The sequence below is a fragment of the Candidatus Zixiibacteriota bacterium genome, assembly GCA_016933955.1.
Classification (GTDB): Bacteria; Zixibacteria; MSB-5A5; order GN15; family PGXB01; genus JAFGTT01.
In genome coordinates this window covers 91,362-114,752 of the sequence record JAFGTT010000010.1, presented here as the reverse complement: position 1 = coordinate 114,752, position 23,391 = coordinate 91,362, and the positions used below count along the sequence as shown (strand labels likewise).

Here is a 23,391-nt window from a genome sequence, read left to right as displayed (position 1 = left end):
ACCGCCTCCCCACGGTTTTGAAGACCGCAAGGGCCACCAGACCCTATCCGCTTCCGGGATTACTATAACAATTCATCTGCCCGAAATCAAGTCCCGCCATTTTCATATCAATATAAATGAGAAGCTTATGGAAAAAAGAAAGCCATTGACATAAAATATATTTTCACTTAGAATTAGATAGTTGGATTATCTGCTGACTTTGATTCGCATCATCTATATCGCTATTTAGGAATTGCTTTTGGGAGGGCTTATGTCACTCAAATTCACATGCCCGTCGTGCGGCGCGGAGATACTTCTTAAGTATCTCAAGCCGGGCGATACGGCCAGATGCCGAAATTGCGGTCATGATGTCATTGTCCCCGACACTGCGGAAATATCCGATCGGATACCCGAATACACAAACTTCCTGCCCATCCAACCGCCTCCCCTTTCTCCCCCGGTCGAAAAAAACATCCTCGGGCCGCGAGATATTTCGGAAATCTTCGGGGAGTCGTTCAGAATTTATGTTAAACACTTCCTTAATCTGATGATTATGACGGCTCTTATTTATTTACCGTTATATATCCTGTCTCATATCAACATATGGAATAATCTTGACATAACCTCCTTCCATAATGGTGATATAATTATCTCATTCCCGGAAGCGATTCTGTTCATGATTGAGACCATTGTGGTCGCCCCTCTTTACAATGCCGCCATTGTATGCCTGATTGGAGATCAATATCTTAACCGAAAAATAAAAATTGGCCACAGCTATAAACGGGCTTTCAAACGCTATGGAACGATGGTTTTTGCGGGTATTCTTTATTCACTGGCTGTTACCGCTTTATTAATCACCATTGTTGGAATCCCTTTTGCAATCTACTTAAGTGTGGCTTGGTATGTTTTCATTCCCGCTATATTATTTGAAAAATGTGGAGTTCTGGATTCTCTGGCCCGAAGCCGCAATCTGGTTAAGGGTTCGTGGTGGAAAATATTCTGGATTGGTTTGATATTGAATATAGTAATGTTTGTCCTGATGATTATATTCGAACTCGTGCCGGATTACATCAAACATTTAGGCTGGATGATAGCCAGCCCGTTGATACCAATAGTTGGAGTCATTATTTATTTCGATCTCCGGGTTCGAAAAGACGGCTATAATCCGGATGCTCTTGAAAAAGAAATGGACACCCTGGAATCCCAGGTTAGCCGGCCTGTGGTGCTTGGCCAGGCCGAGTAGTAATATTGCTCGAAAAACTGATTGCTTTAGATAGAACGAACCGGCATGGCTGTCGGATCATCGATTAAAATATTCTCTTTAACACAAAACGCCTCGGCGTAATCTACCCCGACCAGATGACCATAATGTTTGGCCGTAACGGTCATAAATTCGAAGATATCAACCCCGGGTTTGAAGATTTCCTTTGACTGCGGCGATCCGTCAAACTGAGATTTATAGGCCGCTACGGCATCGAGCTTACGCGACATTTGCTTTGTCACATCAATAAAGAACGAATGATGCACATCACGAAAAGACGAGGTGTATATTATCTTGCGCGGTCGATGCGGTTCGTTTTCGATTTCCAGTTTTTTCAGCCCGGCCAGGAAACAGGCATCGTAACCCAATTGTGAAGCGTAGAGGTGATCGGGATGGCGCTGAATCCAGAATGGCAATATGACCAGCTCCGGTTTGAATTTTCGGATCACCCGCGCAATATTGAGTTTATTCTCCCGCGTAATCTCAATCCCGGCATCAGGCAAATTCAGATTACCGCGCCAGTGAATACCCATAATCCGGGCCGCTTCGATTGAGTCGCGCTCACGTTCCTCAGCCGTCCCCTTGGTTCCCATCTCGCCCCGGGTCAGATCAAGAATACCGACTTTTTTCCCGGAATCGACCATCTTTATTATCGTCCCGCCGCAGGTGATTTCGATATCATCACGGTGGGCGGCAATAGCCAGAACATCGAGTCGGGGATCATCCATTTAAAATCTCCCGGTAGTAATTTTCGTATTCACTGACAATTTTACCGTTGTTGAATCGTTCCACTGCCAGGCGACTGGCCTCGGCCTTAAACCCGGCCAGGCGCGGCTTGTCACGGAGTAATTCTATAGCCGCCTGAGCCATCGAGGCGGTATCGCCAATGGGAAACAGGAATCCGTTAACCTTATCCGTAATAACTTCCGCCAGTCCGGTTTTAAGAGTCCCGATTACCGGAACTCCGCAGGCCAGCGCCTCCAGAGCAGCCAGACCAAATGATTCCTCCTCTGACGGAAGCAAAAAGAGATCGGAGATCGGCAGAATACCCTCCACCCGGCTTTGATTGCCAAGAAACGTCACCCGGTCGGACAATTGTTTCTTGTTGACCTGCCTCCGGGCCAGGATGGTTTCCGGTCCCTCACCAATCAGAAGCAGTCGGGCCGGAAGTTTCTCATTGATTTTGTCGAATATATCAATCACATCAATAGTTCTTTTAACCGGCCGAAAATTTGATATGTGGGTGATAATAAACTCATCGTCGGCCGCAAAAGTCTTTCTCTTACAGCATTCATCGGTAAATGGCCGGAAACGCTCGTTATCGATAAAATTATGGATGACTCGTATGGGTTTGTCGAGCTGGAAAATCTCCTGAGTCTCATCGGCCAGGTATTGCGACACCGCCGTAATACCATCCGAAGCGTTAATTGAAAATCGGGTGATATCAAAGAAAGATGGATCCGATCCGACCAGGGTGATATCGGTCCCGTGTAAAGTGGTGATTATTTTCGGGGAACAACTTTTAACCAGTTGCTTGGCCAGGAAAGCCGAGGTGGCGTGCGGAATGGCATAATGCACATGCAGGATTTCCAGCTTGAATTCGCAGGCCACATCGGCCATTTTCGCCGCCAGGGTCAGGGCATAGGGCGGATGCTTGAACAGCGGGTAAGCGGTCGTCTCAACGCCGTGGAAATAAAGATTCTGCTGAAAACGGTCGAGCCTAAACGGCAAGGCATAACTGATAAAGTGTATTTCGTGACCGCGTCCGGCCAACTGCTGGCCGAGTTCGGTGGCGACAATACCCGAGCCGCCGGCCACGGGATAGCAGGTAATTCCGATGCGCATTATCAGCCGGTATATCTCGACAAATAAATCATCTGATGGTCGGTTGTTTCAACATTCAAATTATCAACGATATAATCTACGACTCCGAACCCATATTTCGAAATAAAATAATTAATATTCAGCGACCTCTCCTGGAGTTTGCCCCCCGGATAAGCGACATGGACCATCCGATAAATCTGATTTCGATCATCCTTCATTTTACGTTTGTGAGCCGCGAATATTTTCTTTTCGTATTCCTTTATGGCATAATCGATTTTACCATAAGTCTGTTTCGACATAGGCTCCAGTTTGTCATCAAATTCAACCATGTCATTTTCGAAAACAAGATAGGCATCATCGAGTACCTTACGGAAACGTTCCATCTTTTTCATAATTTCCCGCGGGAAAGACTCATCGGCCATGCGATTGATTGTCTGCTCGATATCACCGGTTAGATCGGATAATTTGAGATTGAATTTCCGAAATAACTCCTCGGTCCGTTTTTCGATAATGGTGGCGCTGACCCTGGGATAATAATACGGCTGGGTTATATCATAGAGTTTAAACAGCCCGCCGATCTGGCAAAAATATGCGATTTCCGCCGGGCCGCCGATCTGGGCCACCACCGGAAAAAGATACGACTGCCACAGGGGCCGGGTAAGAACATCGGTCGAGAAATCCTCCGGATTGCGATCAATCAAATCAAGCATGGCCGGTAGCCCCACCCGTTTGTCGCCATAGTGAAAAGCCTCATCCAGATAATGAATCGGTTCCCGTCCCGGATTATGATAAAACAGGTGCGCCGCTGACTCCTTTTTTTCGGCCTGAATATGATAATTATCATTTTCCAGATTCTGCGAGGTTTCTTTAAGAGCCTGTTTGAGTCTAAAATAGCTTTCGACAATCCTCTTGAAGAAATCTTTCGAGATTTCCTTTATAACCCGGTTATCCGGGCAGAAAAATACCAGACCCAGATCGGGCAGAATGTCACTTAACAACTTCGCAAAAGCCCGCGTCAGCGATTCTCCCGGGGCATAGGCCCGGGAAATGCGGTTGAGTAATTCTTCCGAAAAATCCGTTCCACCGAAAGCCAGGCGGGCTTCCTCCGCCAGATGGGCAAAAGCATCCTCATCATCAAAAGCCAGCCGAGAAACCGGCAGAGGCGGGACATTTGCAGGTTCATAACTTACCCTGGTCGGTTCACCATCTGAGTTGATATAATAGGTGTGATTGACTTCGGCAAAATCATGATCATCGCAGGCAATCCAGAAAACCGGCACGACCGGTCGATCCAGTTGTTTTTCGAGCATTCGGGCGCGTTTGACCGTATCAATAGCCTTGAAAAGAGTCAGAAGCGGTCCCCCGAAAAGCCCCGACTGCTGTCCGCTAAAAATACACAGGGCATCTTTCTGCCTTAATGATTCGATAGAACCGAAAGCCCTGGGGCGAGACATAAATTCTTTATTTTGCTCGACAAGGACATCGCAAAGAGTGTCCCGATCAACCCGTGAAGGGCCGATATTTTCGGCCGCCTGTTGCGGGCTTTCCCGGTATAGGTACTTTTTCAGGCCAGGATCATTTTTCAGAAAATTTAAATACAATTGGCTGTGGTTAAACTGCCGGGTTGGGGTAATCAATTGATCCGTCATCATTTAGCTCTTCCTTTTCGGGTTGAATGGTTTCTCTCCCCATGAAGAAAGCCACAATATCATCAATTATAGTATATACTATCGGCACAACCACCAGCGTAAGTAAGGTCGAACTTGTCAAACCGCCGATAACAGCCCGGGCCATCGGGGCTCTCATTTCAGCCCCGGGGCCAATCCCCAGGGCCAGAGGAAGCATCCCGAAAACCATGGCAAAAGTCGTCATTAATATCGGGCGGAGTCGTATCGGGCCGGCCTTAAGAATGGCCTCCGTCCGGCCCATCCCCTTGCGGCGGTTCTGCTTAACAAAATCGACCAGAAGAATGGCGTTCTTGGTCACCAAACCCATGAGCATAATTATGCCTATTAAAGTAATAATCGACATCGCATCTTTAAAAATCAGCATCCCGACTACCGCTCCCACCAGCGACATTGGAAGAGAAAACATGATCGAAAATGGGTCAAAAAATGATTCGAACTGAGAGGCCAGCAATAAATAGATAAAAATAACTGCCAGGATCAGGGAAGTAAATATATGCCCGAAAGATTCCGCCATAATTTCACCCTCGCCCGATATACTTATCTGATATCCCGGCGGCATATCGATTTTCTGAGACTCAGCATAAACCTGATTGACAATTGTCCCGGAAAAATATCCCAACTCTACATTACTGTTAACTCTAACCTCACCGAGTCGATCGTAACGATTGTATTTCCCGATCGCACTGGTTTTTTCCAGTTGGGCCACATGCGAAATCGGCACCAGGAAATTCCGGCGGCCATCAATATCTTTGCCACTGGCAATAAGCAGACGGCCGACATCAGCGGCGCTTGAGCGATCCGATTCCCTGAGCCTGATACGGACCTCATATTCCTCGTCGCCTTCTTTATATCGTGTCACTTCCTCGCCATCAACCAGACTCTGGATTGAAGAAGCTATCCCATAAACGTTAAGAGCCAGATCATTAGCTTTCTCGCGATCAATATTCAGGCGTAATTCCGGTTTGCCTTCCTCCATAGTATTCCCGATATCGACCGTCCCGGGCGTGTGCTCGATAATGTTTTGAACCTGATGGGCCAGTTCATTTAGAATGGTTCGATCGGTTCCGCGAATAGACAGCTCCACCTTTTTATCGCCGCCGCCCATGCCAGCTTCGGGGCTTACCGAGAACTCTATCCCCGGAACACCGGCAATGACCTGCCTGACACTATCAACTATGACCTGGGCCGAGAGCGGTCTAAGACTGGCATCGACCAGCTTGACAAAAATTCGACCTTCATTAACCGGATTCTGCCCGGAACCGATGGTGGTGAATATTAACTCTACACCATCGAAGGTTCTTATTAAATCTTCAACCTCGCTCAACCGGTCCGAAGTTGTCTTAAGATCGGTTCCGGGAGGTGTCTTAATATCTATTATGACTTGTCCGCGATCCGATACCGACATAAACTCCTGCCCGAGAGACTTCCCCAGCCAGAGAGAAAAAATAAAGGTCGCCGTCGCCACCAGTATGACTATCAGACGGTGCCGTAATGACCAGGCCAGAAGCTCCCGATACCATCCATTGATATGATTGAAAAATCTATTCCAGGGGGATATCGCTTTCAAGATTAATTGATACAAGCGCCAGGCAATCCGAAACAGGAAAAATTTGGGAGATTCTCCCCCGGCACCCTCTTTTTTGAGAAACCGCGATGAAAGCATCGGAGTCAGAGAAAAAGCTACAAACAGCGACACCACCACCGCGAACGCGATTGTCATCCCGAATTGATAAAAGAAGCGGCCGACAATCCCGCTCATGAAAGCGACCGGCAGAAATACCACGACAATGGAAAAAGTCGTCGCCATCACCGCCAAACCGATTTCCCTGGTACCATGAAAAGCCGCCTGAAAAGGAGCCTCGCCTTCATCGAGATGCCGAAAAATATTTTCGATGACCACAATGGCATCGTCAATCAGAAGTCCTACCGCCAGTGATAATGACATCAGGGACATCATATTCAAAGTGAAACCCAGCGCCCGCATGAAAGTAAATGTGGCAATGATCGAAGTGGGGATAGCTACGGCCGATATTATGGTTGACCGAATATCGGCCAGAAAAAGAAATATAACAAAAATCGCAAGCAAACCGCCGAATATGATATTGGTCAGGATTTCATGAATCGAATCTTCGATATAAGTGGAATCATCGACCACGATGTTAATCGAAAATCCCGGGGGCAATTCCTTCTGCAGTTCGTCAACCGTCGCCTTAATTGAGCTGGCGACTTCCACCGTATTGGCACCCGACTGACGTGAAATATCAAGCGTAATCGCATCCCTGCCATCGACCCGGGCCAGCGAACGCTGTTCCTTGACATCATCAACCACAACCGCAATATCTTTCAGGTAAACCGGCTGTCCGTGGGGATTGTCGATAATAATATTATTGAACTGGGAAACCGAAGTCAGTTTTCCCATGGTCCGGACCGTGTATTCGACATTGTCCTCATTGATTCGGCCGCCGGGAATTTCCAGGTTGGCCGCCTGCAGAGCCTTTGCGACCATATCGACAGATATCTCATATGATTCCATCTTATCGATATCAAGATAGATATTTATCTCCCGCTCGTACCCCCCAACCAGAGTAACCGCCCCGACTCCCGGAATAGACTCCAGGCGTTTCTTAATATTATCCTTGGTGAATGTGGTAATCTCCTTAAGAGACCGATCGCCGGAAACGGTCAGAGAAATAATCGGTTGACTCTGGGGATCGTAGCGCGAAACAACTGGGTCTTCGATATCCTGAGGAAGGTCGCCCCTGATTGCCGCCACCTTCTCACGGACTTCCTGGGCCGCCACCTGACCTTCTTTTTCGAGAATGAATTCTATTAAAACCAGGGAATAACCTTCCTGGGATTGGGCCGTAATATGTTTGACGCCTTCGATAGGATTAACGGCGTCCTCTATTCTTTTGCTTACCTCTGTTTCGACAGCCTCGGCCCCGGCCCCCGGATAAACAGTCTGAACAACCACATAAGGAAAATCAACATCGGGCATCAGGTCGATATTCATTTGATTGAACGAGGAATAGCCCAGAACGACCAGGGCAAGGATTATCATGACCGTGAAAACCGGCCGGCGTATGGAAACATCAGCTAATTTCACAGTGTGATCTCCTCTCCCCTTTCGTTGACATAGCGGACCAACTTGATAAGCTTACCATCCTCGAGATAATTTTGCCCGACCGTTACCAGCGTATCTCCTGGATTAAGGCCGCTTTTTATTTCGACAGTGCCATCAAAATCTACTCCCAGCTCGACATCACGGGCGGCCACCCGGTCACCATTCACAACAAATACCCGGTCGGCATTACCGGTAGCGATAACAGCACTGCGGGGGATGGCGATGACATCATTCATTTGCACGGCCGCAATTCTCGCCCTGCCGAACATCCCCGGTTTCAGCGTCCGAGCGCTGTTGTCGATTTCAATTTCGACTGCAAAGGTTCTTGTGGCCGGGTCCGCCGAACGGGCCACCCGGGCGATACGGGCCTCGGCTGCCAACAAATCGGCCGACTCAACAAAGACAGCCACCTTCTCCCCGACCCGGAAAAGACCAATGTCGGTGGCACTGACTCCCAATTTCATACGCAACCGATCCATTGAAGCCACGGTTGCCACTGTCTGCCCGGGATAGAGGTAATCACCGGCGGAGATATCAACCGAAGTTACCATTCCCGCTATCGGTGTCTTGATTTCCACCGTTTGCCGGGCGGCCTCAAAATTGGCTTTGGCCACTTCGTACTCGGTCAAGGCGCCATCATAGGCCGATTCGGAGACGGCCCCGGCCTCATACAAATTCTTCATTTTAAAATAATTTTTCTCGGCATTCTGAAAAACGGATTGGGTTTGAATATAATTGGAGGTCGGCCCACTGCGATCAAGCCTGATTATGATATCATCGGCTTTAACCAGTTCGCCCTCCCGGGCGGTAATGGCTTCCACGGCCTCGGAAATCTTGGCTGTCAATACGGCCTGTTTTTCACCTTCGATGGTCCCGGTGAAAACCCGGTTAAGAACCGCATCGGTGGCAACGACAATCTGACCCTTGATTGAAACCGCCTTTTCGACATCAACTGCCGATTCGGTATCTTTTTTACCGCTACATCCAGCCATTAACAGTATTATCAAAGCGGCCTTTATATAGGTTAATCGCCGGGATTTCATTGTATTCATCAGTAGCCTCTCTATTTAACTTCAAAACTGGTTGCTTTTTTCAGGGCTGATTTGGCCAGCCGTGTTTGATAAATTGCTCCGGCCAGATTGGTCCGGGCATCGGTTAAAGCCGTTTGAGCCGAAAGTATTTCCAGCTGGGTTCCAATCCCGGTCTGATACCGCAAATTGGCGATACGCATCCCTTCCTCGGCCTGCTGAATTGTTTCTTTTTGAAGCTCCAGCGCTTTTTTAGCCTGTATCAAGGTGTCATAAGCCCCCTCGACTTCCAGCCTGATATCATCACGAGCCTGCTGCTCGGATAGAACCGCCTGATAATAATCAGTCTTGGCCTTGCGTACTTCACCAATCGTCCGACCGCCGTCAAAAATAGGAATCGTAAGCAGGACCGAAGCCGTCCAGCTTTTAGAAAGATTATTCTCAGTGATCCGGAAATCATCGCTGGAAGCGCTCAAATCATAGGTAGTATTCAGATTTAGACTGGGATACAGCCAATCCCCCTGGGCAATCCTGACGGCTTTATCATAACCGCGTTTTTGAAGCGCCGCCTGTTTGATTTCGGGCCGATTCTGCAAAGCCAGGTTTATCAGAGTATCAAGCTCCGGGAGATTGGTCGTGGTTGTATCGGAATAATCGACCACCAGGCGGACCTCTTCATCAAGAGCCAGACCCAGAAATGATTTCAATTGCTTGCGCGAAAGATTCACCTGAGATTCGGCCGCCACAATCTGCGGCTCAAGATTGAGTTTTTCCACCCGCGCTCGAAGCAATTCGAATTCCGAAACCATCCCCTGATTGTAGTATTTCTCCACTACTTCATAATTGTAGGCAAGCTGATCATGGGCACTTTTTAAGACCTCCAGACCGGACTCCGCCAGGACAGCGCGGTAAAACATCGATTCGGCCCCATAGACTATTTCGGATTCCACCTGGGCCACTTTTTCCCTGGAATATTTGGAATATATTTTGGCGATACTGAGAGCGGCCCCCACCTTACCGCCATTGTAAATCGGTTGTGTTAATGATAAAGCTAGGCCGAAATCATTATTTTGAGCCGCAGGGATTTTCACAAATCCCGTGGTATCAAAAAACGCCCCCGGCAAAAACATCTCTCGTTTCACCATATTCCTCGTATAAGTGCCATTAATACTTATCTGGGGCAAGGCTCCGGCCCGGGCGGATATTATTTCACCGCTGGAACGATCAAGCTCTCTTTTGGCCGACTGCAACTGCCGGTTGTACTCCAATGCCAACTGCCGCACTCGGTCAACAGTCAGAACGGTTTCGGCCCCGGCCGAAACTCTCAATCCGGCAATAATGAATATCATTAACAAAAGTTTCTTTGGCATAATCAACCCATTCCCAATAAATCTTTTTTCAGGTACAATTTCGATATTTTAACCACCCGATCGGTCAGACGCTCAATATTGAGACGCTCCCCTTCGAACATAATCCTGGTAACCAAACCATCTATCACAGCGTTGATAATGGTAATAAAATCTTCCGAGTCTTCCTGCCCCAAATGGCTGTTATCCATCAAATAGCCGACCAGCCGATCAACCAGGTCCTCATGACTCCGACACATATACTTTCTTATATGCGGGATATCGTAGGCCTGCTTCCAGAAATCAGCCTTGAAATAGCGGTTCTTCTCAATCATTTCAAAAGCCGAGCGAATCATCATCTCCACCGATGTTTCCAGGTCCAGATCGCTTTTAATATATTTTTCAATCGAATTCAAATTGTTCTCGTTTATCTGGCGAATAACCTCGAAAAAAATATCTTCCTTGCCTTTAAAATGAAAATAAAGAGCCCCTTTGGTTAATCCCGCCGACCGGGCGATTTCCTCGGTTGTCGAACCCAGATAGCCTTTACGGGCAAAAACCTTTTCTGCCGCCCGGATTAACTGGGAACGCCTTTTTTCGGCTGGCATTTTGGGACTCTGTCGCACTATTCTCGGTTCCTCTAACATACTGAACAGTAGGTATCCAAATACCTACTGTTGGGTATTTATATATATCGGGTGATACGCCCAAGTCAAGAAAAAGTTGTGATTTTTTCTCAAATAAACGAAAATAGTAGGGATTTTGTCAGGAATTTATTAATTCCCTGTTAGATAACGAATTAGGAAAGCACTATAACCACTTTTTCTTCTTGAAAAAGAGAATCATAATAACAGTGATAAGAACCAGGACCGCCCAGAAAATAAAATATCCATACTCCCATTGGAGTTCCGGCATATAGGCGAAATTCATTCCCCATAATCCAGTCAGGAACGTCGGCGGCATCAAAATGACAGTAAACAGGGTAAGTATTTTAATGATCTGATTGGTTTTGGTGGAAACGTTGGAATAATAAACCTCAAGAGCTGAAATGAGGGTATCCCGATGCGACTCCGAAAGTTCAATTATCCTGGTCAGATGATCATGGACATCACGGAAATAAAGGTTGGCTCGATCAGAAATCTGGGAAAACTGACCGCGGCTCAGACGCCGGACAATCTCTCTCTGCGGCAAAAGAATACGTTTGAGATCATATATATCGCGCCTTAAAGTAAAGATCTTTTTGACTGTCTCCTGATCCGGTTCCTCTAAAACATCATCCTCAATCTCATCCACCTCCCGCTCAAAATATTTCAGGATATTGTTATAATTATCCACCATGACATCAAGCAGTGTATGAAACAGGAACTCCGCCCCCCGCGACATCAATCGGTCATCCTTTAAAGCCCGGTTATGAAGATAATTGAAGATCTTGTGCTTCTCATCACAGACTGTCACCACCGAATTGCGGGTCAAAAAAATATGGACTTCCTGCAGGTGAATCCCTTCCTCCCGGGTGATACTGTCGGCGAAGGAAAATTCGACATAAATATAATTCTTATAGTCATCGATTTTGGAACGGGACAGCTCGGAGATAGCATCCTCTTCCTCGATAACATCCTCGATGGCCAGGGGGTGGAAATGGAAATCATGCGTCAGAATAAACGATTCCTCATCGGTGGGATCAAACATCTCGATCCACAACACTGCATCCGGATCGGCGAAAAGAGCATCAAAGTCAGCGATTCCGTCAATATGCCTGACGGGCTGATCCGGTTTCCAGAGGAGTGATCTGATCATGGCTGTTCCTCCCTGACAGCAATACTATCACTATCATCTTCAACTTCCTCGAGAAGCTCCTCTTTTTCACCCTCCTCCTTGATTTCCTTGATGGTCATTCGGTTGGTTCGGAAGAAGAAGAGCCCCATCACAAAGATCGGTATTAAATCAAGAATATGAAGGGCCAGGGCATACAAAACGGCATCGGATTTGGTGATACTGAAGGTTTTCAGGGCCACCACCACGGCAAATTCAAAGGTTCCGGCATTACCCGGCGTAATTGGAATCATCAGAGCAACCGTGTTAATCACCATAACAACCACGGCCGCAATAAAAGGTAAATCGAAGTCGAAAGATTTGAAAAGAAAATATATTACCATTATGTGTGAGAACCAACCCAGGAAAGAAAAAATCACGGTTCGGGTCAGATATCGGGTTGACCTTAAAAGATCAATACCCCGGGTAAATGACCGGGCGAATTTCCTCAGGGTAATATATAATCCCGGCCAGCGGTTTCGTACATGGCGGCGACCAAAATTGCCGATCTGATTTTTATAATGAAGAATCATATAAAGGAGAACAAACAGCGAAACGGTGGCAATGGCTATTATATACCCGATCGAACGATATTCGGCCGGAAAGACAAAGACAGTCGAAAGCAGGAGAATAAGAATCAACAGGGTAATGGCATCGAAAAGGATTTCAAGTACGATCGTGGAAAAAACATAAGTCTTGGAAAGAGATGCCTGGCGGGAAAAAAGCAACAGACGTCCGATCTGTCCGGTCAGAGCCGGCATGACAATATTGATAACCTGACCGGCCGAATAAAGCGGCAATACTTGCATAATGCCGATTTTCCGGGTATTTTCCACAATTGTCCGCCATCGGATGCTTTTAGTAATAATCATTAAAAATTCCATAACCAGGGCCGGAATCAAATAGTAAAAATCGACCCTGATGATTAGATCTCTTACATCCTCCGGGCGGATATCCTTGACGCAATAGACCAGAAGGGCCGCTCCAATGAGAATTCCCCACAACTCTTTTTTCTTAAAAAACGACGGCATTTATCACCAAAAATTAAACCGGCATATGCCGGTCAATAATTAATGAAGATAGAACTTTTGCAAAGGGGTGTCAATCAAAATGTGGCCTGACCAACCTCCGAATCAGAGAAGCTCGACATCCTCCCGCTTGATCCACCCTTTTCGCTTATTCTCGAAGATAACCAGATAATAATCCTCGACAGATTTTTCCACGATAAAAGTAAGCCCGAAATTGCCGTTAAACTCCAATTCGCCATTATCGGTCGGCGCACTCAAAATCCGCGGCTCTTGGGCGACAATTACACCGGTTTGCTCAAGATATTCAGAGCGGAATTTATAAGTCGTCAAACCGGCCCCAATAATAAACATAACCACCAACGAAATGGCGGTTATTTTCACGGCAGAACCTCGCATCTGGAAATATACGATGATGATCAGACTGAAAATCATCAGGATAAACAACAAAGAGGAAATCCAGGCGGCCGTGTCAAGCGTGACAGGCTTGACCAACGTCTTCATGAATTCAGAAACCGGATTGATCTTTACTCCCTCCAGCCTGGTCGGCATAAACTGCCGGGCGAAATCAAGGTTGGCCTGGATATCATCATCATTTGGCTGCAGTCGCTCGGCCCGGAGATAATAGAGTATGGCATATCCCAGATCACCCTTTTTAAAATAGCAGTTGCCAATATTGAAAAATAGTTCGGCTGATGAGTAATTCTTCTTTTCAAGACGCTGATATATTGCCAGAGCGCTGTCGAACTGCTCGGCCTGATAATAACCGTTCCCCGAAGCGAACAGGGAATCGGGCTGATCAGCCGAAACAGCTACGGCATTCAAAAGCAGTATGATAAAAAATAATATTATGGATTTAATTCTGGACAATTTCAATCCCCTCCAGTTTGACCAGTAGTTTCTCGGCCTCGTTCAGGGAGTCGATAATTTTATCACGCGAAACTCCTACTGATGAATACTGGGCAAAATCGGCGTGGTGCAAAAGCCCCGCCACAATATCCAATGTGGTCTCATCGCAACCCGAATCCCGAAGTATTTGAATCAGCCGATCACCGGTTATGCCATGGGGTGAGATATTCAATTTATCGGCAATATAGGAAAAAATGGCGCGCCTGATTTCAGAATAAAATTCGGCGGCCTTATCGGAATTAACCAATTTGCGGGCCAGGGTCAGTCTTTTTCGGGCCATTTTACGGGCCGCCCGCGAACGGGCATAGCCGATATCCTTCTGAAATTTTTCCCGGCGCCGAGTAATAATCATGGTGAGCAGTAACAACGCCACCGGAAGAGCATTCAGAACAAAATAAGCAGGCCTGAAAATTATTAACGGCCGCTTGAGCGATAAATCGCCCGGATCGATCTTGATAAATCTTATGTCCCGGGCATTGGGATCGATAGTCTTTCCGGCTACCGGCCGGTATGGCAGGTCGGCATATTCACTTTCCTCGACGGCCTGGACATTGAGATTAATCGCCGTGGTGGAAAGAACTTTATACTTATTGGTCCCCAGATCAAAAAAACTGAATTCAACCGGGGGAATGGTTAATTTACCGGCCCGACGGGGAATATAAACTTCTTCGAAGGTTTTGGTTCCGCCCATGATATCACCCAGTTTGGAAACTTTTTCGTCCGATGAAGCATTGTACACCCGGAAATCCTTAAGATCACCGATCTTTGGTTCGGCCACCGTCTTTATATTCCCGGTACCGGTTATCCGGTACGTCACTGTCACCGGTTGATTGACATCGACCGTCGTCTTGTCTGCCGAGGAAGATATCTTGAAATTGCCGACATTTCCGCTGAAATCGGTCGGTTTGCCTGCTTCCGGCAATGGCTTGACCTGCACTGTAAGAGCTTTGGATCGGACCGTTATTTTTTCGCCCCGGGTAAAAAAATCATCAAATACCGAAAACGGATCGGTTCGGCGTTGCGGAGTCCGAGACGGAACATCAACCGACACCATACCCTGTCCAATAGTCAATTCTCCCGAACGCGTTGGGAACAACGCGGTTCTGAGTTCGATCACTTTGTACCGCTGTCCTCCGACTACCTGATAGTAGGTGTTTTGACCTTCAAAAGCTTCGGCCCAGAAATCGGTAGTTTGCGGAGGCGTATAATCGGGCTGGGTATATAGATTGACAGCATGATAAAATTTTATTGAAAGCGTAATCTGCTCGTTGACATATACATTTTTCTTGTCAACCTCGGCGGTTAAAAAAACGTCTTTGACATCGCCCCCCTCGGTTGATTCCTGTTCGGCCTGTTTCTCCGACACCGATGGCGCCCCGCCTGATAATACCTTCAGAGTGACCTCATTGGATTCATAACGCTTGCGATTCAATACAATAACAGCCGGTTTGATAATCATGGTCCCCTCTTTACGGGGTTGAAGAATAAAATTGTAGACCACCGATGATTCCATTTTGCCGTTGACAATAGATATATTGGTCGAGGTTCCCTGCGAATAGACATCGAACATGGATAAATTTGGCAATTCCGGCTGGGGAAGGTTTTGTGACGGCCCGGAAACGGAGATACTCAGATAAGCCTGTTCCCCGAGATTGACCACGTCTTTGGAAAGTGTCATGGTGATTTTAACTTCATCCTGACTCTGGGACAAAACCAGACCCGGAATCAGACAGAGTATGATCATCAACAAAAGCTTCCGATTCATTACCAATCTTTCCCCTGGTATGTCCCCTGACCCCGAAACTTCTGTTGCTCTTTCTGAAGGTCTTTCTCATCATCCTTTAGGGCGTTTAAAATCCGTTCGGCATCCTCCTGGCTCATTTCTTTATTATCGGGCTGAGGTTGAAGCTGCTGCTCCTGTTGCTGCTGTTTATCCTGTTTCTGCTGATCGTCCTGAGGTTGTTGCTGGTCCGGTTGTTGCTCCTGCTGTTCTTGTTGCTGTTGTTGCTGTTGTTGTTGCTGCTGCTGCTGTTGCTGATTCTGTTGATTCTGCTCCGGTTTTATTTGTTCCTTGAGTCTTTTGCGGGCCAGTTCCAGATTATATTTGGCATCGAGATCATCGGGATTAATCTCCAGCGATTTCTGGTAGGCCAATATGGATTTCTGGTAATCACCCATTTTGAAATAAACATTGCCGAGATTAAAATGCGATGCGGCTTCGACCTGAATATCATCGGTCACCAGGGATTTCTGAAGTTTCTCTTCGGCCTCTTCGTATTTTTGCTCCTTGAATAAGGCGCTGCCCATATTATAATCAAGCTGGGGTGTTTCCGGCCGCTCGACTTCGGCCTGGTGATAATAATCCAACGCCTTCTGATAATCACCCTCCTTAAAAGCGGCCGTCCCACGGTTGGCCATATTGGCAAAGTCATCGGCCGCAACCAAAGCCGGGAATATTATGGCTATTGCCAGCGAATATATGCTTAAACGTGCCATCATACTTTATACTACTCAGTCTTTTTCACTTTCCTTTTTTCGGAAACGAAGAACTCCAAGATAATAAGAAAAATCCCGATTAACAACGGATACTGGAAACGATCCTCATACTGCATCATGAGTTTCCCTTCCAGCTCCTTTTTCTCCATTTTATTGATTTCATCGTAGACTTTATCCAGTTCCATTTCACCGGCGGAAGCATGATAGTATTTTCCCCCCGTGGTCAGAGCTATCTTCTGAAGGGTCATCTCGTCCAGTTTGGTGACAATAACCTCGCCATTGCTGTCTTTTTTAAATCCGACTCGCTGGCCCTGACGGTCGACCACGGGGATTGGTTCACCGATCGGTGAACCGATTCCGATCGGATATATTTTGATGCCGGCCTTGCGGGCCTCTTCGGCGGCGGCCTCGGCCTTATTGGTTTGATCTTCCCCATCGGTCAATAGAATCAGGACCTTGTGTTTTTTCTCCCGGGTTTCGAAAGCTTCAATCGATTTATTGATGGCATCGCCAATGGCCGTCCCCTGCTGAGGAATCAATCCGACATCGATTACATCAAGAAAAATCTGGGCCGCGGAATAGTCGAGAGTCAGGGGACACTGAACAAAGGCCTCACCGGCAAAAGCAATCAGACCGACCCGGTCCCCGCGAAGCCGTTCCAATATGCCGCGAACCTCCTGGCGGGCCTTGGTAATCCGATTGGGTTTCATATCCTCGGCCAGCATCGAATTGGAGACATCGATGGCTACGATAACATCGATCCCCTCGCGTTTCATCATCTCCATATGGGTCCCGCATTGAAACTGCGACAGAGTTAAAACCAGAAAAAAGACCCCGGCCAAAAGTAAAGCGGCTTTGCCCCCCTGGCGGGCATAGGAAATATACGGCGCATTTTTCATAATCAAAAACATATCGCCGAACCGGGTCAGGAATTTTTTCTTGCGATGTATGGCCCAGATGTAAAACAAAGCCAGGACAACGATTAATCCCAGCAGGGCCAGATTTTCAGGTGCCGCGAATCTCATTTTTCATCCATATATAATCATTACGGGATCTTTCTGAACACTGTCTGCGACAGAACCATCTCCAGCACCAGAAAACCCAATCCCCAGAATACAAACAGGCTGAAAAGCTCCCGATATTGCACATATTCATTTACTTTTATTTCTGTTTTTTCCAGCTTATCGATTTCATCATAAATCTGTTCCAGCTCCTTTTCAGAGCGAGCCCGGAAATATTTGCCGCCGGTTTTATCGGCAATCTCCTGCAGTGTCTTTTCATCGATCTCATTGGGCATATAAACATAACGCTTGCCGAAAATGGGATCATCGACCGGGTACATGGCGTTTCCCGGCCGTCCCACCCCGATGGTATATATTTTGACATTCATTGTTTTTGCAATTGTAGCCGCCGTCAGCGGGTCGATCTGACCGGAATTATTGACACCATCGGTAAGAAGAATAATTATTTTCGACTTGGCCGGGGTTTCCCTCAGCCGATTGACACCATTAGCCAGAGCCATCCCGATAGCGGTTCCATCCTCGATCATCCCGAATCTCACCTGATCGAGAAAGGTAAGCAGAACACCATAATCGAGAGTCAACGGGCATTGGGTAAAAGATGATTTGGAGAAAACGACCAGTCCGATTCGATCCGAGGTTCGTTTTTGCACGAATTTCTTTATTTCCTCTTTGGCGACATACAAACGATTCTGCGGCTTGAAATCCTCGGCTTTCATGGATCCCGAAACATCCAGCACCAGCATAATATCAATACCCTCGGTGGAAACCTCGCGATTTTCCGTTCCGGATTGCGGCCGCGCAAAAGCAATAACCAGAGCCGCTACCGCCAGTAACCGGAGAATCAGCAGAAGAAACCTGAAACGCTGCCGACCGGATCGGGCCGAACGGCGGACAATCTGAAGATCGCTGTACTTGATCGAGGCCGAGGTGTAATGCCGCTTTTTGATATAATAGAAGATTATCACACCGATTATGGCTAGCCCGATTATAAATATGGCCAGGGCCGGGATAGTGATATCCTGCTCGAACAGCGTCATATGAAATCCGGCGAACCTAAACATGACTGGTTTCCTCCGCCGGCGTCACTGCTTTCATTTTTTCGGCCGCCTCATAGGCGATTATTTGTTGCTGCAAACACCCGACAATATCAACGGCCTCCTCATAATCACCTTCCGCCCTGATACGTTCCGGAATATATTTGGCGAATTTAACCAGATCGGCGAATGCCAGAAAGACTTTCAAACGATCATGGAGACCGGCTTCAATTTCCTGAGATTCAAGGGCATGGAGAAATTCTCCGGTGGTCATATCAAGAACCGGGATTTTATAAATCCCCTGGAAATAAGCCCGGACAATTTCACTCAATTCCACATAGAATTGTTTGTATTCGTTTTTATCCAGGTAGTTTTTCTCCTTGAGGAAAGCCAGCGCTTCGAAGGCGATTTCCCACGGACGCCTGGTGTCGATCGGTTCGGATGGTCCCGTGCGGCGGCGGCGAATCCGCCACCAGATTATAAATCCGGCCACAATGATAATTATGCCCGCTCCGACCGCGTAATACCACCAGGGATAACCCGATTTAAACTCAATCGGACCCTTGATATCCCGGATATCACTGGTATCGGCCGCCTCGGCCAGAAGCGATTTGACTTTGATCGAAACCGGCTCCGAAATCAAAATTTTTCGCGTGCTGTCGGGAGTCATGAACTCGATGGGAATGGGCGGGATAATATAATCTCCGGTGGTGAAAGTGGTCAAACGAAAACGGCTTTCCAGCTGAATTCGGCCGTCCTCGAGCCTTTTCTCCTCATCGCTTTGATAATCTTTAACATCGAAAGCCCCCAGGTTGGCTCCGATCGGCGGTGGAGTAAGGGTATAGGTGGAATCATATGTGACCGTCAAACGATATGTAATCAAATCACCGATATAAATTTCGGCCCGGTCAACGGCGCTTTCGATAGTCAATCCGGGAATGCCGGTGACAGTATCAACAGGGGTTGGCTCCTGCGCCGAAACACCGGCACCGTAAAACAGTACCAGAAGTATTGACATCACCGAATGTCGCACTATCGGAAAAATACTCGACAATATCATTTTGCCTTTACTCGATCCGGTCATAGTCATATCACCTGAGATTATCCTCAAAAACCTGAACCTTCTCGGCCGCCGCCAGTTTCTGGACGTAATCGGAAAACGCCTGCTGGGCTTTGTCCTGCTGATAATCGAAGAATACCTGCGTCTTGACCTCATCATAAGCCTTATCGGCATACTTATCCGCCTTATGGGCCGCATAATAATTGGCCACATCATTGGAATCAATATTTACCTGGGGCATGACATTTTCGACAATATATTTCTCGGCCATTAACTGCTTCTCGAATTGGTTTTTCTTGTCGACGATTTCCGGATCGTTTTCGAGTCCTTCGCGAATAGCCGCACGGTACATCAATTCCAGCCCGATATATTGCCAGAGAAAATTCTTCTTGCCCTCGGCTCCGAGATACTGCTTTTGCATTTCCGGCGGAAGATTCTGAATCTCTTTTTCGAGATCAGTCAGATAAACCGGGATTTCACCGATTTTGGCCACCATTGTCTTCCCCTGACCGGCGGCGGCGACAGAATCGATATTGGCGCTTTTATCCAGTTCACGTTTGGCATCGACAATCCGCCCCATCTTTTCCAGCGAGGCAATCAGGTTCTTGCCGGCTTCATTATAAAAACTGCCCTCCGGATTCAAAGCCCGCGCCATAACATAATGAGCCGCGGCATCTTCATAATCATGCAGATTTTCGAAATAAATCTTGCCCACCAGATAATTGATATTGGCCTTTGTTTCGGAGTCCGTTTTATCGCTGTTCAGAATTTTCTTGTACTCATCAATAGCGGCCCGGTAGAGATTATTATCAGTCAATTCGCCGGCCAGATTTTTTTCGACCGAGAACCTCTCCTCGCCCCTGCGGTCGCCCGGAATAACAACCAGGTAAATAACCAGACCCAGGGTGACCAGCGATATAACCAGTCCCATGATCGATATTGTATTTTTTGATCCGTTCATTTTTCTTCCCCGCCTGTCAATGACGCTTTTCCCGGAGCCTGAAAAAATTGATCAATGGCACAATGTACGACTGATTGGTTATGATCTGGATAAAATCCAGATTGATTAATTTCAGGGACCGACGAAGACCGAAATTGTCTTCTTCGGCTCGCGCCGCGAAATCACGCCGGAATTCATACGACCCGGTATCGATCACAAGGGTCTCCCCGGTTTCGGCATCCTCGAGTTCAATCAAACCGACATTATCGAATTGCAACTCCCGTGGATCGGAAATCTTGATGGCAATCATATCATGCTTGCGGTTGGCGATCTGAAGCGGCTTCATATAGGCTTCCGAGAGAAAATCGGAAATCAGAAAAACGACCGACTTTTTCTTGATAACCCGGTTGAAATATTCCAGAGCACCGGAAATATCGGTCCCGGTTCCCTCGGGATGGAAATGCAGAATTTCGCGAATCAATCTCAGGACATGGGCCCGGCCCTTCTTGGGCGGGACAAATTTCTCGATCCGATCGGTGAAAATAATCATGCCCACCTTGTCGTTGTTCTTGATGGCCGAGAAGGCCAGGACGGCACATAATTCGGCGGCGGTATCGGCCTTGAACCGCTCCCGGGTCCCGAAATCTCCCGATGATGAGGCATCGACCAGAAAGATGACCGACAATTCACGCTCCTCGCGGAATTTCTTGATATGGGGATATCCCGTCCGGGCCGTGACATTCCAATCGATCAGCCGAATATCATCACCCGGCTGGTACTGCCGGACTTCCTCGAATTCCATCCCCTGTCCCTTGAAACTGGAATGATATTCCCCGGAAAACAGGTCGTTGACCAGTCGTTTGGTGCGAATTTCAATCCGCCTGATTTTTTTGAATAGCTCTTTCTGATCCATAATGTTTCAGATTCCCATCATGGTACTTCGACAGTATCGAAAATACTCTGGACAATATCATCGGATGTTTTTTCCTCGGCCTCGGCCTCGTACGTGACAATGAGCCGATGGCGCAACACATCGGAACCGATCGCCTTGATATCTTCCGGAGTGATATAACCCCGACCACGAAGGAAAGCATGGGCTTTGGCGGCCAGGTTAAGATAGATGGTCGCCCGGGGCGAGGCCCCGTAGGCGATCAGATCCTTAATCTCAGCCAAACCGTATTTCTCCGGCTCCCGCGAGGCCAGGACGATATTGATAATATATTCCTTGACTTTATCGTCAACATATATATCCGTGATGACCTTCCGGGCTCTGATAATCTCATCCGGGCTGATGACCTTATCGACACTCGGCTTTTGAGCCACCGTCATCCGGTCCATAATCACCCGCTCCTCGGCCGGAGTCGGATAGGTTATTTTCAACTTGAGCATAAAACGGTCCACCTGGGCCTCAGGCAAGGGATAGGTCCCTTCCTGCTCGATAGGATTCTGAGTCGCCAGGACCAGAAAGGGCTCATCCAGTCGATAAGTATTATCGCCGATCGTCACCTGGCGCTCCTGCATGGCTTCCAGCAGGGCCGATTGGACCTTGGCCGGAGCCCGGTTGATTTCGTCGGCCAGAATGATATTGGAAAAGATCGGACCCTTCTTGACCGAAAATTCCGATTTCTGGGGATTATAAATCATGGTGCCGATTAAATCCGCCGGTAGCAAATCGGGCGTAAACTGGATACGGCGGAAACGGGTATCGATGGTATCCGAAAGGGTCTGAACCGACATGGTCTTGGCCAAACCCGGAACACCCTCGAGCAATACATGACCGTCGGCCAGGATACCGATCAACAGCCGTTCGATCATGTACTGCTGGCCGACAATAACCCGGCTGATCTGTGAAAGAAGTTTTTCCACAAAAACCGATTCTTTCTCAACGATCGCCTGTATTTGTTCAATGTCCTTGTTCATTTGACCTCCGATATATCAAAATTACTCTTTATCTTAAGAAATCATCAACTTCCGTAATTATTCGCATAACGTCGCCCGGCGTCCCGCGCCCGGGAGCGAATTTCTCCTGTTCGGCCTGTTTTAACCAACCCGCAATTTTTTCTTGTCGCTCCGGAGGCATATCCGTTTTCTCCAGATTCGCCAGAATCAGGGCGGTGGTTTTACCGGCCGTTTTAATTCCAAACTTACTTTCCAGGTATAAAAGAATCAGCCGATAGAAACGGGTGAAAAACAACTGGCGATCCCCGCCTGCCTCTTTTTTCAAAGTCTCCATCTGATCGCGGAATTTATCTTCAAGGCTTGGCTCAGGCACCGCCCGCGCCGCTCTTTTCTTCCGGATTATTATAATTACAGCAACAACCGCGGCTATAATAACCAGTATGGTCACATAAATGATAATATAAGGGACTGTGCCGGTTTCTTGAGGACGTGCCGCAGGTTTGGCTATCTGCACCGTAAAACGCTGGGTGGTCAATTGGCCCGGTATGGAATCCGGCAATGAGACATAATTAAAAGTCACCGGTTCAATCGCGCCGATTCCCGAACCGGTTGGCTGCAGACTGTATTTGAAAGATCGGGTGGTATAATCAACTCCATCTTCCAGAGTGCTGGAGATGGTGGAACTGGTTCCAACCACCTTTAAATTTTCAGTGGTTGGAAGCGGCATAATCTCGAAAGTATAATCTGTAATTACGCCCTGCCATCTGATCTGTAATTCCAAATTAAGTCTGTCTTCGAAAGCCATTTCGGTCCTGTCAACCGTCCCTGTCAGACTGATCTCACCCGCCAATACCGGATTGGAAATGACCCCAATAAAAGCCAGAACAAGATATATGATTGACAATTTATTTAGATTTCTATGTTTCATATTTAGAAAATGGAAA

The 23,391-nt window shown here is 47.4% G+C and carries 20 protein-coding genes; 1 reads left to right on the top strand and 19 read right to left on the bottom strand.

The genetic code is table 11. The features are described 5' to 3' along the window. Window positions 1-250: 250 nt before the first annotated feature. Window positions 251-1,222, top strand: coding sequence for a hypothetical protein (locus tag JXQ28_03355; GenBank protein ID MBN2276766.1), 972 nt, complete (start codon window positions 251-253; stop codon window positions 1,220-1,222). A 26-nt stretch (window positions 1,223-1,248) separates the two neighbouring features. Here the strand turns inward: JXQ28_03355 and bshB1 are convergent, their stop codons facing one another. The 19 genes from bshB1 to JXQ28_03260 form a co-directional block, all read right to left on the bottom strand. Next, window positions 1,249-1,968 carry a bacillithiol biosynthesis deacetylase BshB1 gene (gene bshB1, locus JXQ28_03350; GenBank protein MBN2276765.1) on the bottom strand — a complete coding sequence of 240 codons (720 nt, stop codon included), beginning with the start codon at window positions 1,966-1,968 and terminating at the stop codon, window positions 1,249-1,251. Beyond that, a complete protein-coding gene (bshA, locus tag JXQ28_03345) occupies window positions 1,961-3,085 on the bottom strand; it encodes an N-acetyl-alpha-D-glucosaminyl L-malate synthase BshA (GenBank protein ID MBN2276764.1) in 1,125 nt (374 codons plus the stop codon). The genes bshB1 and bshA overlap by 8 nt, the downstream gene beginning before the upstream one ends. Before the next feature lie 2 nt (window positions 3,086-3,087). After that, window positions 3,088-4,716 (bottom strand): bacillithiol biosynthesis cysteine-adding enzyme BshC, encoded by a 1,629-nt coding sequence (gene bshC, locus JXQ28_03340; GenBank protein MBN2276763.1) that lies wholly within the window; start codon window positions 4,714-4,716, stop codon window positions 3,088-3,090. Next, the gene (locus JXQ28_03335; GenBank protein MBN2276762.1) at window positions 4,676-7,858 is read right to left on the bottom strand and encodes an efflux RND transporter permease subunit; all 3,183 of its coding nucleotides are present in this window, start codon (window positions 7,856-7,858) and stop codon (window positions 4,676-4,678) included. The genes bshC and JXQ28_03335 overlap by 41 nt, the downstream gene beginning before the upstream one ends. Continuing rightward, window positions 7,855-8,928 (bottom strand): efflux RND transporter periplasmic adaptor subunit, encoded by a 1,074-nt coding sequence (locus JXQ28_03330; GenBank protein ID MBN2276761.1) that lies wholly within the window; start codon window positions 8,926-8,928, stop codon window positions 7,855-7,857. The genes JXQ28_03335 and JXQ28_03330 overlap by 4 nt, the downstream gene beginning before the upstream one ends. 11 nt (window positions 8,929-8,939) lie before the next feature. Next, complete coding sequence (locus JXQ28_03325; protein ID MBN2276760.1) at window positions 8,940-10,274, bottom strand: TolC family protein; 1,335 nt, start codon at window positions 10,272-10,274, stop codon at window positions 8,940-8,942. Between the two features lie 2 nt (window positions 10,275-10,276). Then, window positions 10,277-10,858 carry a TetR/AcrR family transcriptional regulator gene (locus JXQ28_03320; GenBank protein ID MBN2276759.1) on the bottom strand — a complete coding sequence of 194 codons (582 nt, stop codon included), beginning with the start codon at window positions 10,856-10,858 and terminating at the stop codon, window positions 10,277-10,279. Window positions 10,859-11,060: 202 nt separating this feature from the next. Beyond that, window positions 11,061-12,047, bottom strand: coding sequence for a magnesium/cobalt transporter CorA (gene corA / locus JXQ28_03315; protein ID MBN2276758.1), 987 nt, complete (start codon window positions 12,045-12,047; stop codon window positions 11,061-11,063). Next, on the bottom strand, window positions 12,044-13,093 hold the full coding sequence (locus JXQ28_03310) for a flippase-like domain-containing protein (protein ID MBN2276757.1): 1,050 nt from the start codon (window positions 13,091-13,093) through the stop codon (window positions 12,044-12,046). Before JXQ28_03310 ends, corA begins: the two co-directional genes overlap by 4 nt. A gap of 102 nt (window positions 13,094-13,195) precedes the next feature. After that, on the bottom strand, window positions 13,196-13,957 hold the full coding sequence (locus tag JXQ28_03305) for a tetratricopeptide repeat protein (protein MBN2276756.1): 762 nt from the start codon (window positions 13,955-13,957) through the stop codon (window positions 13,196-13,198). Continuing rightward, window positions 13,944-15,740, bottom strand: coding sequence for a protein BatD (locus tag JXQ28_03300; protein ID MBN2276755.1), 1,797 nt, complete (start codon window positions 15,738-15,740; stop codon window positions 13,944-13,946). The genes JXQ28_03305 and JXQ28_03300 overlap by 14 nt, the downstream gene beginning before the upstream one ends. 20 nt (window positions 15,741-15,760) lie before the next feature. Next, window positions 15,761-16,495, bottom strand: a complete 735-nt coding sequence (locus tag JXQ28_03295; GenBank protein ID MBN2276754.1) for a tetratricopeptide repeat protein — start codon at window positions 16,493-16,495, stop codon at window positions 15,761-15,763. 8 nt (window positions 16,496-16,503) lie between these two features. Further along, entirely contained in the window at window positions 16,504-17,517 is a 1,014-nt protein-coding gene (locus JXQ28_03290) for a VWA domain-containing protein (protein ID MBN2276753.1), read from the bottom strand. A gap of 20 nt (window positions 17,518-17,537) precedes the next feature. After that, a complete protein-coding gene (locus tag JXQ28_03285; GenBank protein MBN2276752.1) occupies window positions 17,538-18,551 on the bottom strand; it encodes a VWA domain-containing protein in 1,014 nt (337 codons plus the stop codon). A 16-nt stretch (window positions 18,552-18,567) separates the two neighbouring features. Further along, window positions 18,568-19,569, bottom strand: a complete 1,002-nt coding sequence (locus tag JXQ28_03280; protein ID MBN2276751.1) for a hypothetical protein — start codon at window positions 19,567-19,569, stop codon at window positions 18,568-18,570. Between the two features lie 70 nt (window positions 19,570-19,639). Further along, window positions 19,640-20,569, bottom strand: coding sequence for a hypothetical protein (locus JXQ28_03275; GenBank protein ID MBN2276750.1), 930 nt, complete (start codon window positions 20,567-20,569; stop codon window positions 19,640-19,642). A 16-nt stretch (window positions 20,570-20,585) separates the two neighbouring features. Continuing rightward, a complete protein-coding gene (locus JXQ28_03270; protein ID MBN2276749.1) occupies window positions 20,586-21,461 on the bottom strand; it encodes a DUF58 domain-containing protein in 876 nt (291 codons plus the stop codon). 17 nt (window positions 21,462-21,478) lie between these two features. Next, a complete protein-coding gene (locus tag JXQ28_03265; GenBank protein MBN2276748.1) occupies window positions 21,479-22,468 on the bottom strand; it encodes a MoxR family ATPase in 990 nt (329 codons plus the stop codon). Window positions 22,469-22,496: 28 nt separating this feature from the next. Next, a complete protein-coding gene (locus JXQ28_03260; protein ID MBN2276747.1) occupies window positions 22,497-23,351 on the bottom strand; it encodes a hypothetical protein in 855 nt (284 codons plus the stop codon). Between the last annotated feature and the right edge of the window lie 40 nt (window positions 23,352-23,391).

Excerpts from the sequence above, each read along its gene's own strand:
- JXQ28_03355 (MBN2276766.1), top strand. The coding sequence starts at position 251 with ATGTCACTCAAATTCACATGCCCGTCGTGCGGCGCGGAGATACTTCTT.
- bshB1 (MBN2276765.1), bottom strand. The coding sequence starts at position 1,968 with ATGGATGATCCCCGACTCGATGTTCTGGCTATTGCCGCCCACCGTGAT.
- bshA (MBN2276764.1), bottom strand. The coding sequence starts at position 3,085 with ATGCGCATCGGAATTACCTGCTATCCCGTGGCCGGCGGCTCGGGTATT.
- bshC (MBN2276763.1), bottom strand. The coding sequence starts at position 4,716 with ATGATGACGGATCAATTGATTACCCCAACCCGGCAGTTTAACCACAGC.
- JXQ28_03330 (MBN2276761.1), bottom strand. The coding sequence starts at position 8,928 with ATGAATACAATGAAATCCCGGCGATTAACCTATATAAAGGCCGCTTTG.
- JXQ28_03325 (MBN2276760.1), bottom strand. The coding sequence starts at position 10,274 with ATGCCAAAGAAACTTTTGTTAATGATATTCATTATTGCCGGATTGAGA.
- JXQ28_03320 (MBN2276759.1), bottom strand. The coding sequence starts at position 10,858 with ATGCCAGCCGAAAAAAGGCGTTCCCAGTTAATCCGGGCGGCAGAAAAG.
- corA (MBN2276758.1), bottom strand. The coding sequence starts at position 12,047 with ATGATCAGATCACTCCTCTGGAAACCGGATCAGCCCGTCAGGCATATT.
- JXQ28_03310 (MBN2276757.1), bottom strand. The coding sequence starts at position 13,093 with ATGCCGTCGTTTTTTAAGAAAAAAGAGTTGTGGGGAATTCTCATTGGA.
- JXQ28_03300 (MBN2276755.1), bottom strand. The coding sequence starts at position 15,740 with ATGATCATACTCTGTCTGATTCCGGGTCTGGTTTTGTCCCAGAGTCAG.
- JXQ28_03295 (MBN2276754.1), bottom strand. The coding sequence starts at position 16,495 with ATGATGGCACGTTTAAGCATATATTCGCTGGCAATAGCCATAATATTC.
- JXQ28_03290 (MBN2276753.1), bottom strand. The coding sequence starts at position 17,517 with ATGAGATTCGCGGCACCTGAAAATCTGGCCCTGCTGGGATTAATCGTT.
- JXQ28_03285 (MBN2276752.1), bottom strand. The coding sequence starts at position 18,551 with ATGACGCTGTTCGAGCAGGATATCACTATCCCGGCCCTGGCCATATTT.
- JXQ28_03275 (MBN2276750.1), bottom strand. The coding sequence starts at position 20,569 with ATGAACGGATCAAAAAATACAATATCGATCATGGGACTGGTTATATCG.
- JXQ28_03270 (MBN2276749.1), bottom strand. The coding sequence starts at position 21,461 with ATGGATCAGAAAGAGCTATTCAAAAAAATCAGGCGGATTGAAATTCGC.
- JXQ28_03265 (MBN2276748.1), bottom strand. The coding sequence starts at position 22,468 with ATGAACAAGGACATTGAACAAATACAGGCGATCGTTGAGAAAGAATCG.